Annotated in this window: 8 protein-coding genes; 4 read left to right on the top strand and 4 right to left on the bottom strand. The window is 57.7% G+C overall.

All coding sequences use genetic code 11. The annotated features are described in order from the left end of the window. Positions 1-251: 251 nt before the first annotated feature. Genes coaE through uvrB form a run of 3 tightly spaced genes read left to right on the top strand, consistent with a single transcriptional unit; the run spans position 252 to position 3,759 of the window. Positions 252-893 (top strand): dephospho-CoA kinase, encoded by a 642-nt coding sequence (gene coaE / locus ABHR76_RS08245; RefSeq protein ID WP_346977321.1) that lies wholly within the window; start codon positions 252-254, stop codon positions 891-893. Further along, positions 886-1,467, top strand: a complete 582-nt coding sequence (locus ABHR76_RS08240; RefSeq protein ID WP_055286971.1) for a lytic transglycosylase domain-containing protein — start codon at positions 886-888, stop codon at positions 1,465-1,467. The genes coaE and ABHR76_RS08240 overlap by 8 nt, the downstream gene beginning before the upstream one ends. 51 nt (positions 1,468-1,518) lie before the next feature. Next, positions 1,519-3,759 carry an excinuclease ABC subunit UvrB gene (uvrB, locus tag ABHR76_RS08235; protein ID WP_196022676.1) on the top strand — a complete coding sequence of 747 codons (2,241 nt, stop codon included), beginning with the start codon at positions 1,519-1,521 and terminating at the stop codon, positions 3,757-3,759. 65 nt (positions 3,760-3,824) lie between these two features. Here uvrB and ABHR76_RS08230 read toward each other — a convergent pair whose 3' ends face one another. From ABHR76_RS08230 to ABHR76_RS08215, 4 genes are all read right to left on the bottom strand, one after another. Then, complete coding sequence (locus tag ABHR76_RS08230) at positions 3,825-5,465, bottom strand: NAD(P)/FAD-dependent oxidoreductase (protein WP_270226821.1); 1,641 nt, start codon at positions 5,463-5,465, stop codon at positions 3,825-3,827. 79 nt (positions 5,466-5,544) lie between these two features. Further along, complete coding sequence (locus ABHR76_RS08225; RefSeq protein ID WP_196022674.1) at positions 5,545-6,816, bottom strand: NAD(P)/FAD-dependent oxidoreductase; 1,272 nt, start codon at positions 6,814-6,816, stop codon at positions 5,545-5,547. Continuing rightward, positions 6,817-7,647 carry an Mrp/NBP35 family ATP-binding protein gene (locus ABHR76_RS08220; RefSeq protein ID WP_346977318.1) on the bottom strand — a complete coding sequence of 277 codons (831 nt, stop codon included), beginning with the start codon at positions 7,645-7,647 and terminating at the stop codon, positions 6,817-6,819. 145 nt (positions 7,648-7,792) lie between these two features. Then, positions 7,793-9,946, bottom strand: a complete 2,154-nt coding sequence (locus ABHR76_RS08215) for an LTA synthase family protein (protein WP_346977317.1) — start codon at positions 9,944-9,946, stop codon at positions 7,793-7,795. Positions 9,947-10,139: 193 nt separating this feature from the next. Here ABHR76_RS08215 and uvrA point away from each other — a divergent pair. Beyond that, positions 10,140-12,360 (top strand): excinuclease ABC subunit UvrA (gene uvrA / locus ABHR76_RS08210; RefSeq protein WP_346977316.1); only part of this gene is annotated, 2,221 nt, incomplete at its 3' end.

Here is a 12,360-nt window from a genome sequence, read left to right as displayed (position 1 = left end):
CCATCGCGCCGAGAGTACTGCGGGGTCAGCCCGTGGGAGGCCAGGGCGCCGCTGACCGGTGGACGGCACCGAGCCGTCAATCGACTTGAAGAAGGGGGAGGCCTCGCGGCCTCCCCCTTTTTTTGCGTTTAATAGAGAGTTGTAATACAAGAACTCGCCTTCGTTTAGCTTGTCTTACTGTTTGGCTGTATTTTGAGTCCTTCTTTTGTATTTGCGCGATAATAACTCCCATTGGCGTTAGGGAGGACTTGATGTTTACCGTTTTTGTCTTAGGCAATATTGCTTCGGGTAAATCGACTGCCTGCCGCTATTTCGAATCTCGTGGCGCTATGCTTATCGATCTGGATGAGCTTGCAAAATCTCTGTATGTGCCGGGCTCTGATATCGTCAATACTCTCGCGGATGAATTCGGTTGGGACATTTTGGATGTGGAAGGCGGCATTCGCCGCAGCATCCTCGCTTCTCGAGCTTTCGCTTCTCCTGATTCGGTCGCACGGCTCAATGGCATCGTGCATCCCGTTCTGATTGAACAGCTTTCGCTTAGGATTCTCGATCCGGTTTGTTGTACGGTTTCATCTCCCCGTTATCCCTTTGCGGTGGTCGAGGTTTCTGCTCCGACTGGTTTTGAGGATGCATTTGGCTTGGCTGATGAAATTCTGGTCATCAGCGCCCCTTTGTCAGTTCGTCGCGAGCGCGCTATTCAACGTGGCATGGAGCCATCCGATTTCGATGCTCGTTCTGCTTGCCAGCCCGATGAGTCTGCGCTGTGCAATCTCGCTACAACGGTGATTGATAATGCCGCAGGCGATAATTCGCTCTTTGAGCAGCTTGACTCATGGCTTGCATGCCACGGGTTTATAGATACTCCGGATAAGGAGGAGGCCGATGCCTAAGGCACGTTTCTTTACGTGGTATCGCGTGGCGCCACTTGCCGTTGTGTTCGTCTTCGGCCTTATTTCGCTCGTCTACTCGTGTGCCCCTGCCGCTTTCTTTAAGCCGCTGTATCCGATTGACTACGAGGCGTATGTAAAGCAATCCAGTATTTCGCATAATCTGGATCCGTATCTGGTGTGCGCTGTCATTAAGTCGGAATCGAATTGGGATCCCGAGGCCGAGTCGAATCAGGGTGCTCAGGGATTGATGCAGCTGATGCCCGAGACTGCCCAGGATATGATTGCCAAGGGCCTTGTCGACGGAGGGGAGTATTCGGCCGACAATCTTAACGATCCGGCTACGAATATCGAGTTTGGCTGCGCATACCTCTCGTATCTTCTCGCCTATTTCAACGGGTCGACGGATAGTGCCATCGCCGCCTATAACGCCGGCATGGGCAATGTCGACGGATGGGCGCAGCAGGGTACGTCGCTTCATAATGCAATTACCTTTCCCGAGACGCAGGCGTATCTGATTCGTGTCAATAATGCCTGGGCTCGCTACAAGACCCTCTATCCCGATCGGTTCGTATAGGACTATGCCTGCCGCCTGCGTATACTGCAGATATATGAGTTAGGAGTATCCATGGCGGAATTTGAAGTAGAACGCGTTGGTGGTGAACTTAAGCGCTTTGGCGTTGAAGGCTCTGACGTGCCGTTTAAGGTCGTTTCTCCCTATGAGCCTGCCGGTTCCCAGCCTAAAGCCATTGAGTCGCTTGTGCAGGGCGTGAGGGACGGAGACCGCTATCAGGTTTTGCTGGGCGTGACTGGTTCGGGCAAGACCTTCACGATGGCAAAGACTATTGAGGCCCTGGGAAAGCCGACGCTGGTCATGGCTCCGAATAAAACGCTCGCTGCTCAGCTTGCGAGCGAGCTCAAAGAGTTCTTTCCCAATAACGCTGTGGTCTACTTTGTCTCGTATTACGACTACTATCAGCCCGAGGCGTATGTGCCGCAAAGCGATACATATATCGAGAAAGACTCCTCGATTAACGAAGAGGTCGAGATGCTGCGCCATCAGGCGACCGCGTCACTGCTCTCTCGACGTGATGTGATCGTTGTCGCATCGGTCTCGTGTATCTATGGCATTGGCTCTCCTGAGGACTATGCGGGTCTGGCTCCAAACGTCGACAAGAAGGTGCCGCTCGAGCGCGATGACTTTATCCATGCGCTTATCGACATTCAATATGATCGCAATGACTATGACCTGGCGCGTGGCACGTTCCGCGTGCGCGGCGATGTTGTCGACGTGTATCCGCCTTATGCTGAGCATCCGTTGCGGTTTGAGTTCTTTGGCGACGAGGTCGAGCTGATTGCCGAGATCGATGAGGTCACCGGTGAGATGCTTCGTGAGTACGAGGCCATCCCCGTATGGCCGGCATCACACTATGTGACCGAGAAGCCGAAGGTCAAGGCGGCTCTGAAATCGATCAGCGAAGAGTGCGAGAAGCGCGTGGCGGAGCTCAAGGCGACCGACAAGTTGCTCGAGGCGCAGCGTCTGCAGCAGCGCACCGATTATGATCTTGAGATGCTCGAGACGATGGGCTTTTGCAACGGCATCGAGAACTACTCGCGTCATCTGGACGGTCGCAAGCCGGGTGAGCCGCCGTTTACCCTAATCGATTACTTTCCCAAGGATATGCTCTGCATCATCGATGAGAGCCATGTGACGGTGCCGCAGATTCGCGGCATGCACGAAGGTGACCGCTCGCGTAAGGTGACGCTGGTGGAACACGGTTTTCGCCTGCCCTCGGCGCTCGATAACCGCCCGCTTCGTTTCGATGAGTTTGAGGCAAGGATACCCCAGTTCATCTACGTTTCGGCAACACCGGGCGACTATGAGCTGCGGGTTAGCCAGAACGACGTTGAGCAGATTATTCGTCCGACCGGTCTGCTCGATCCCAAGATCGATGTGCGTCCGGTTCGCGGTCAGATTGACGATCTTGAGGACGAGATTCGCGAGCGCGTTGCCCGCAAGGAGCGCGTGCTGGTGACCACGTTGACCAAGCGCATGGCCGAGGACCTGACCGACCATCTGCTTGATGCGGGCATTAAGGTCAATTACATGCATTCTGATACGGCGACAATGGACCGTGTCGAGATCCTGCGAACGCTGCGCGAGGGCAAGATCGATGTTCTCGTTGGCATCAACCTGCTTCGCGAGGGCTTGGATCTTCCCGAGGTCTCACTGGTGGCAATTCTCGATGCCGATAAGGAAGGATTCTTGCGCAACCGCCGTTCGCTGATTCAGACGATTGGCCGCGCGGCCCGTAACGCCGATGGCGAAGTCATCATGTATGCGGACGTTGTGACCGATTCGATGAAAGAGGCCATCGAGGAGACGCAGCGCCGTCGCGAGATTCAGATGGCATATAACGAAGAGCATGGCATTGTGCCCAAGACAGTGCGCAAGGCCATCAACGACATCTCAAGTTTTATTGCCGAGGCCGAAAAAACTGTGGGCTCCAAAGGACGCTCGAGAGGCGATTCGCTGGGTCACGGTGCGTTCTATACGCCCGATGAAAACGGCGAGGGCGCCGCGCCGGAGACGGTGGCACCCGAGCAAACGCTTGCCGAGCAGCTGGAAGGGCTACCGCATGACGAGCTCGTGCGGATTGTCGAGACCATGGAGGAAGACATGCGTAACGCTTCCGCCGCCATGGACTTTGAGGAGGCGGCGCGTCTGCGCGATGCCGTCGTTCAGATTCGGGCGATGCTTGAGGGCGCATCTGAGGACGAAACGATTGAGCGTTTGCGTTCGCAGGCTCGCAAGGGCTCTACCTTTGCTTCGGGCAGAAAACGCCAGGGTGCACGATTCAGGAAGTAGTGAACAGGCCCCGAGTTCCCTGTGGAACTCGGGGCCTGTGTCGTTCGGACGCGAGAGTTCGTGCACTAGAGGTCTGCTATCAGCGCCTCAGCGCAACGGATGCCGTCGGTGGCGGCACTCATGATGCCGCCGGCATATCCGGCACCCTCGCCGCAAGGGTAAAGGCCCGGGGTCGACACGGCGTGGCATGTTCGATCGCGGATGACCGTAACCGGGGAGCTCGAACGCGTCTCCACGCCAGTGAGGACCGCATCGGGGCGGTCATAGCCACGCAGTTTCTTACCGAGCAGGGGAATTCCCAAACGAAGCGATTCGACGATATGCTGCGGGAGGGCATCGTCGATCGCCGTCCAGGTCACGCCAAGTGGATAGGTTGGTTTTACCTTTCCGGGTGCCGTGCTGGCGCGCCCCGCAAGGAAATCTCCGACGAGCTGTGCCGGCGCGTTCCAGTTAGAGCCACCCAGGCGATAGGCGGCTCGCTCGCAGGCGCGCTGGAGCTCAATGCCTGCGAGCGGATCATCGCCGGGAAGGTCGTCGGGTGTGACGTTGACGAGTAGGGCGGCATTTGCGTTGCGCCCGTCGCGGGCATTGAGGCTGGCACCGTTGACGCACAGATGGCCCTGCTCGGAAGAAGCCGCGACAACCTGTCCGCCGGGGCACATGCAAAACGAGAACACACTGCGGCCGTTGGGGAGATGGGCGACAAGCTTGTAGGGGGCTGCTCCGAGTGCCGGGTGTCCCGCCGAAGGGCCATATTGGGCACGGTCGATGTCATGCTGTGGATGCTCGATGCGCACACCCATGGCAAAGGTCTTTTGCGCGAGGGTAACGTCATGTTCTTTGAGAAGCTCGAATACGTCGCGGGCGGAATGGCCGCAGGCGAGAATGAGGTGCTTTGTGGCGATTGTCTCGCTTGTGGTTTCTTGGGGCGGTTGGACATCGACGCCGGTGATGGCGCCAGATTCATCGGTTCGAATATTGACGAGCCTTGTTCGATAGCGGACGGTTCCACCGAGCTGCTCGATGCGCTGAGAAATGTTGGTGACGACGGTGGGTAGGATGTCGGAGCCAATGTGCGGTTTGGCGTCCCACAGGATGTCGCGAGGTGAGCCCGCTTTGACGAAGGTCTCAAGAATCAGTCGATGGGCAGGATTCTTGGTTCCCGTGTTGAGCTTGCCGTCCGAGAAGGTCCCTGCGCCGCCCAGGCCAAATTGGATATTGCTTTCGGGGTCGAGGATACGCTCCTTAAGAAAGAGATCAATCGCTTCCGAGCGGCGAAGCGCGGGGTCGCCGCGCTCGATGAGCAGGGGTTTAAGGCCCGCTTCGGCAAGGGTCAGGGCGGCGAAGAGACCGGCGCAACCGGCGCCGACAACGACGGGACGCCCCTTGGGTGCATTTGGGACAGGGTTGGGGAATGAAGGAGCCTCGCCGTCTACCATGCGGATGCGCGAGCGGTCGCGCTCGGCGACGCGGTCGACCACCTCCTGCTCGAGTCGGGAGCTTGTCAGCTCGACTCGAAAGCTCAAAATAAAATGGACATCTCGTTTTTTACGGGCGTCGATTGACTTGCGATGGAGCTCAATGGCTTTAATCTGGGAATCCTCGCATCGCAGGGCTCGTTTGACGGCGCGTCTACCAATAGCAAGGCAGGCGGCTTCGTCGCCGGCCTCATCGAGTGACGCGTGGACTTGGGTGATTTCGATCATCGAGGTCTCCTTAGATGCAAGAAAGAGGCCGCCCGGTGTCCCAGACGGCCCGAATGCGTTTTGATTATAGACTGCGCGGCTATAGGCTGCTTGCAGCGCGAATACCCGAGATCCAAGCCCATGCAAGGTTGAAACCGCCGCAATCGGCATCGATGTCGAGCGCCTCGCCACAGATGTAAAGTGGGGCGTCTGCCGCGTTGCTCACGCAGAGGTTGGGAGCTGAGACGCTCTCGATGGGCACGCCGCCGCGCGTGACCTGGGCCGAACGCTCCTCTGTCGTTCCCTCGACGAGCATCTTAAAGTGCTTGAGGATTGAGACCAGATGGATGACGTCGTACGACCCGGGGTGGCACTGTTCGAATGCGGTGCAGACAACGTGAGAGAACTGCGGGGCAAGCATGCCGTCGAGCCAGCGGGGGTCGCGGGGTGAAAAGCCGCCGAGCAACGCAACTCGCTGATTGAGCATATTGAGCAACACGTCTTTGGAGAGGTCGGGGAAAACGTCGAGCAGAATCGTGTCGTCGCGCTGAACGCGACGGGAGAGGTTAAAGGCAGCAACGCCCGAAATGCCAAAGGTTCGGAAGAGCACTTCGCCGTCTTCGTGCCAGAGCTCCTCGTGATTGCGGGTGAGCGTCAAACGGGCGCGGACGCGCAGGCCATCCAGCGTCTTGAGCGCAGTCTGGTCGCCGAAGACCGATGCCGACACAGGGCAGAGGACGGGATGCTGCGGTGTGAGGGAAAGATTGAACGTCTTCGCGATGTCGGCGGGGCTGCCGCCCGTAGCGATAATTACGGCCTTTGCCTGCAGCGTCTCGTTCTTGCGAGGGGTGTCGGCAAGCGCCTTCCGAAGCGAGCGAACCTCCGATTTTCGGTCGTCGTGCTTTTTTGCCTTGAGTGCTCGCGCGGGACGGTCTATTTGGAGTACCCAGCCCTCGGGGGCTTTGAATGCCGAGGCAACGTTTGCTCCACAGATCAAGGTGATACCCAGGTGATTGCAAGCGTTGAGAAGCGCATCGCGCACCGATTCGGCACGAAGGGAGCGCGGATACAGCCGGCCCTCCTCGGAGGTCGTCATGATGCCCAGCGAGGAGAAGAAACTGCCGAGCTCTTGCTCGGGCCGGGGACCCATGACGGATTCGACGAATGCGGGGTGGTTGTACCGCTGGAAATCAATTGATTCGTTGGAAAGGTTGCAGCGGCCGTTGCCGGTCGCAAGGAGTTTAAGGCCGCAGGCAACATCGCGCTCAACGATGCAGACGCTTTTGCCTGCGCGTGCGGCCGTAATGGCGGCGGCGAGACCCGAGGCCCCGCCGCCGATTACCAAGACGTCATAGGAGGCGTTTGTGTTCACTTAGGCCTCGGCGGTCTCGTGCGGGGCAATGGCCTCGACAGCAGAGACGGCTTGGGGCAGCATACCGTCGGGCAGTGCGGTCTCAACCTCGCCCTTGTCGCAAGCCTCGGCGAGTGCCGGATTGATGGGAAGCTGCCCTAGAATCTCGAGGTTGTAACGCTCGGCGACCTCGGGGAGCTTGCTCTTGCCAAAGACTTCGATCTTCTTGCCGCAATCGGGGCACTCGATATAGCTCATGTTTTCGACGATTCCCAGAATGGGCACGTTCATCTTCTCGGCCATGTTGACCGCCTTGGCGACGATCATCGAGACCAGATCCTGCGGGCTCGTGACGATGACGATGCCATCGACGGGCAGCGACTGGAAGACAGTGAGGGCGACGTCGCCCGTTCCCGGAGGCATGTCGACCAGCAGGTAGTCGATGGGGCCCCATGAGGTTTCGCTCCAGAACTGCCTGATGGCACCCGCGATAACCGGGCCGCGCCAGAGCACGGGGTCGGTTTCGTTTTGGAGCAGCAGGTTAGAGCTCATAACCTTGACGCCGTGCTCGGAGATTTCGGGCAGCATAAGGTTGCCAAGGGCATGGACGTGGCGTCCGCTCATACCGAACATCTTGGGGATAGAGGGACCGGTGATGTCGGCATCGAGGACGCCGACCTTGTGGCCGTGACGGGCAAGCTCGGTAGCGATGGCACCGGTGACAAACGACTTGCCGACGCCGCCCTTACCGGAAAGCACGGCGATAACGCGCTTGACCTCGGACAGCGTATTCTCCTCAAATTGCGACGGCGACGTTTGCCCGCCGGCTGCCTGTGCGTGCTCGCAACCCATGTTTGACTCCTTTGTATATGTTGGGGCCGGAGCCCCGCGGTGTGACACGAGCGTCATTGTACCCTCGTTTGCGAGCGGGAGTCATTTGCGATGCATTTGGGCCGAGCGTGCTTGCAATACGATGGGCCCAAGCGAATGGGCGGGCTTACTGAACTTTGCTGGCGAACTCGAGGTATTGCATGCGCTGCAGCTTGTCGATCGTCGAGGTGTATGGGCTGTCTTCAGATTCCAAGTTGTAGCGCAGCCCGTCGGCACCGAGATAGCCGGCGACATTGATGGTGGGCACATCTGACCTTGTTGCAAGCAGGGCCTTTTGATAGTCGGTGAGCGGGGCGCCGATCTTATTAAGGGTAATGGCTGCAATCTCGTTTGCCCCGACGGTGTCGTAGACGTTGAGCTCGGTATTGCCGGCGATTTCATAGTTAGCCCAGACGAAATAGGTTGACTGATAGACACGGAAAGCGTGGCTTGCCGTATCTTCCTGAGGGTACAGCTCGTCGTTGAGAGTCGTTGCGGCGCTCGGCTGATGGTCGCCAAAAAAGACAAGAACAACCGGTCTGCCGATATTGCGGAGCTCGTTGATAAAGTACTCGAGGTCCCGGTCGGATGCGTTGATGCAGGTGAGATAGGTGTTGAGCGCGCTATTGGCGCCCTCGCTGGCTCCCTCGACCCAATAGTTTGTCAGCTCTTCGGCGGGAACGGTGCCATAGTCGTAGCCGCCGTGATTTTGCATCGTGACGTCAAAGATGAACTGCGGCGCTTCGTCGGTTCTAAGCAGGTCGAGTATCTTGTCGTAGGTGGCGTAGTCGCATACGCCGGCATGGTAACAGGGCGCACCTTCGAAATCGCCGATTGAAAGAAAGTCTCCAAAGCCCAGCTGCTGATAGATCTTATCTCGATGGTAGTTGACGGGGTTTTGCGGGTGCATAGCGGTAGCGGTATACCCAAGCTCTTTAAGGTCCTTTGCCAGGCTGTTGACACCATTCATCTGATACAGCTGATAGGGGATCTTGCCTAATCCGACAAAGGCCGTTGTCGCTCCGGTCAAAAATTCGAATTCGGAGTTTGCCGTTCCGCCACCGGTGACCGAAGCGAGCATGGTGCCGCGAACAAGTGTGTCGGGAAGCGAGTTGTAGAATGCGGGGCCGGTGTACCCGGCCGCCTGGAGCTGCTCAAAGCACGAAAGGTCGCTAAAACTCTCGTTCATGACGGCAACAATCGTCGGCTTGATTTCATTGAACTGGGCAACGGCAGCCGCGCGCTGCTCGCTCGAGCCATACGTGCTGTCGTAGGCGGCGGCGAGCTCCTGCTCGATGCTCTGCGCCTCATCGGGCGTATAGCCTTCGGGCTTCTCAATGGGCAACTCGTTGGCCATTTCGGTGAACGAAGTGATAAAACCCTGAGACGTATATGTGGTGATGGGCTGCCAACGGTCAAATCCAAAATCCAGCGCCTGCTCCAAGTCGATGCTGGAAAAGCCCGAGAGCTCCACAACGGTCACTAGCAGAAAAGCGCAGAGGTTAGCGGCGATTGCGGGGAAGACATGGGTGGGCGTACGGAGCTTTCGCGGTCGGATAAGCGAAAGAAGCCCCAGGGAAATCTCCAGCAGGGCGAGAGAGGTTACGATTCCGGCGGTAAAGGTAAACTCGTATCCCTCGCTCACTTCCATTGCGGTGCCGAGGGCCAAGATATCGCTTGGCAGGATGGCTTCGCCTTTAAACGTTATGACGAAGTGCTCGGCAATGCCAAGGATGCAACAGGCGACGGGCACGAGGGGCATGACGCCTCCATGACGCTGTCCCAGCAAATAAAGGGAGAGCAGAACCGTCGCGAGCAGCCCGACGGAAAACCCGAATGAGTTGGCGGGAATGCGATAGAACGTTTCGTTACAGGCAATTTCGAGTGAAACGAACGAGAGCGCTGAAACAGCGGCGATGACAAGGATGTCACGGCAAATACAGGCAACCGTTCCCGTCGCAAGATCGGTTTGGTCGATATGTCCCGAAACCAAGGGCTCGACAAGAAGTATGACGGCGGCAGCACCGAGCGCCGAATAAGAAAGGACCCATAGGGAATTGTCCTCATTTACGAGCAATTGATTCGTAATCCATGCAGCTACCATGCCGAGCGGGATGAGGAGCGTCGCGCACCAAAAGACGCGGGCAATGGGCGGCTTTTCATTGTGTTTGATTGAAAAATACACGCGCACGACGACGGTGGCCACGATAAGGACGGCGATGAATATGGGCAGATTGGCCATGTCGCTCGAAGTGATTTCAAGGGGGATATCTTCGGTCATGGACGTTCCTCTGTTACAGCAAATTAAGTTCAGTAGTAGATTACTGTAACCTTTCCACGGCATTTCGAGAAACAAAGCATCCGATACGCAAAGCTAAAGGTCTGCGAATCTTGTATTACGAACATCTGTGCGCGTCGAGTGCGCTAAACTCATCGACAGTATGATTCGATGCAATAGGAGGCAAGGAGCTTCCATGTCTGATTCTTCTATCGTTATTCGCGGCGCTCGTGAGCACAACCTCCGTGATATCGATGTTTCCATTCCGCGTGACCAACTCGTGGTCATTACCGGTCTTTCTGGCTCGGGCAAGAGTTCGCTGGCATTTGACACTATCTATGCCGAGGGCCAGCGTCGATACGTCGAGAGCCTTTCGAGCTATGCGCGCCAGTTCTTGGGCCAGATGGACAAACCCGACTTGGATTCAATCGACGGCCTTTCGCCGGCGGTGTCGATCGACCAAAAGACGACGTCTAAAAACCCTCGCTCGACGGTTGGCACCGTAACCGAGATTTATGACTATCTGCGCCTGCTGTTCGCCCGTGTGGGCACCCCGCACTGTCCCGAATGCGGCCGCGTCATTGAGCGTCAGACGACCGACCAGGTTGCCGACAAGGTCTTGGCGGCGGGGGAGGGCCGCCGCGCGTTTGTGCTGGCACCGGTGGTGCGCGGGCGAAAAGGCGAGTACACCAAACTGTTTGAGGACCTTCGCGCCGAGGGCTTTAGCCGCGTGCGTGTCGACGGTGAAGTGCGCTCGCTCGACGATCCGATCGATCTGGACAAGAAGTTCAAGCACGATATCGAGGTCGTAGTCGATCGCATCGTGATCCGTGAGAACTCTCTGGGCCGTATCGCCGAGTCTGTTGAGCAGGCGACCGCGCTGGCTCACGGCAATGTAAACGTGTACATGCTGCCCGATCGTGATGCTCCCGAGGGGACCGAGGGCGAGCTGCTGGAGTATTCGTTGGCCTTGGCGTGCCCGGAGCATGGTCACTCCATTGACGATCTTCAGCCGCGTGATTTTTCGTTCAACGCTCCCTATGGCGCATGTCCTGAGTGCGACGGCCTGGGCTTTAAGAAAACCGTTGATGCCGAGGCGTTGATCGAGGACCCCTCGAAGTCCATTGCTGACGGAGTCTTTGGTAGCCTGTTTGGCAACTCGAACTACTATCCGCAGATTTTTGCTGCGGTCTGCAAACACTTTAAGGTGAGCACCGATACGCCGTGGGAGGACTTGCCCCCTCGCGTGCGTCGTGCATTCTTGGATGGCCTGGGCGATACGAAGATCTCGGTCGACTACCAAAAGCTCGACGGACGTCGCAGCCAGTGGGATACCAAGTTTTCGGGCGTTCGCAACATCCTGTACGAACGCTATACCGAGACGACGAACGAGAACACCAAGGCGCGCCTGGAGAAGTACATTCGCGAGGAGCCGTGCTCGAGCTGCCACGGCGCTCGTTTGCGCCCTGAGATGCTCGCCGTCACCGTGGGCGGCAAGTCCATTTACGAGGTTTGTTGCCTGTCGTGCCGTGAATCGCTCGAGTTTTTTGAGGGCCTGGAACTCACCGAGCGCCAACAGTTTATCGGCGGCCGTATCGTCAAGGAAATCCTGGAGCGCTTGCGTTTTCTGGTCGATGTTGGACTCGACTATCTGACGCTCGATCGTGCCTCGGCGACGCTTTCCGGTGGCGAGGCGCAGCGTATTCGCCTGGCAACGCAGATCGGCGCGGGTCTCATGGGCGTGCTCTATATTCTGGACGAGCCCTCGATCGGTCTTCATCAGCGTGACAACGAGCGCTTGATCAAGACGCTCGAGCGCCTGCGCGATATCGGCAATACCGTTATCGTCGTCGAACACGACGAGGATACAATCCGTGCCGCCGATTACGTGATCGACATGGGGCCCGGCGCCGGCGTCAACGGCGGACACGTAGTCGCGGCGGGAACGCCTGCCGATATCATGGCGTGTCCTGAGTCGATGACGGGCGCTTATCTGACCGGCAAACGAATGATCCGGGTGCCTGATGAACGGCGCAAGCCCGGTCGCGGCTGCCTTAAAATTACGGGCGCTCGAGCCAACAACCTCAAAAACGTTACTGCCAAAATCGAGTTTGGTACGCTTACGGTTGTTACCGGCGTGTCGGGATCGGGCAAGAGCTCCCTGGTTACCGATACCATTGCGCCTGCCCTTACGAATGCCATTCACCGTTCGACGCGCCCTGTGGGTCCATATAAGAAAATCGAGGGCATCGAGTGTATCGATAAGGTTATCGATATCGACCAGTCGCCGATTGGCCGCACGCCGCGTTCCAACCCTGCTACCTATATCGGCCTGTGGGATGATCTTCGCGCGCTGTTTGCGAGTACGCCGGAGTCGAAGGCGCGCGGCTACTCGCCGGGTCGTTTCTCCTTTAATG

It is taken from the genome of Collinsella aerofaciens (genome assembly GCF_039752985.1).
GTDB classification, from domain to species: domain Bacteria; phylum Actinomycetota; class Coriobacteriia; order Coriobacteriales; family Coriobacteriaceae; genus Collinsella; species Collinsella aerofaciens_BT.
Note: the sequence above shows the minus strand (reverse complement) of the source record. Positions and strands in the feature narration are given on the sequence as shown.

Excerpts from the sequence above, each read along its gene's own strand:
- coaE (WP_346977321.1), top strand. The coding sequence starts at position 252 with ATGTTTACCGTTTTTGTCTTAGGCAATATTGCTTCGGGTAAATCGACT.
- ABHR76_RS08240 (WP_055286971.1), top strand. The coding sequence starts at position 886 with ATGCCTAAGGCACGTTTCTTTACGTGGTATCGCGTGGCGCCACTTGCC.
- uvrB (WP_196022676.1), top strand. The coding sequence starts at position 1,519 with ATGGCGGAATTTGAAGTAGAACGCGTTGGTGGTGAACTTAAGCGCTTT.
- ABHR76_RS08230 (WP_270226821.1), bottom strand. The coding sequence starts at position 5,465 with ATGATCGAAATCACCCAAGTCCACGCGTCACTCGATGAGGCCGGCGAC.
- ABHR76_RS08220 (WP_346977318.1), bottom strand. The coding sequence starts at position 7,647 with ATGGGTTGCGAGCACGCACAGGCAGCCGGCGGGCAAACGTCGCCGTCG.
- ABHR76_RS08215 (WP_346977317.1), bottom strand. The coding sequence starts at position 9,946 with ATGACCGAAGATATCCCCCTTGAAATCACTTCGAGCGACATGGCCAAT.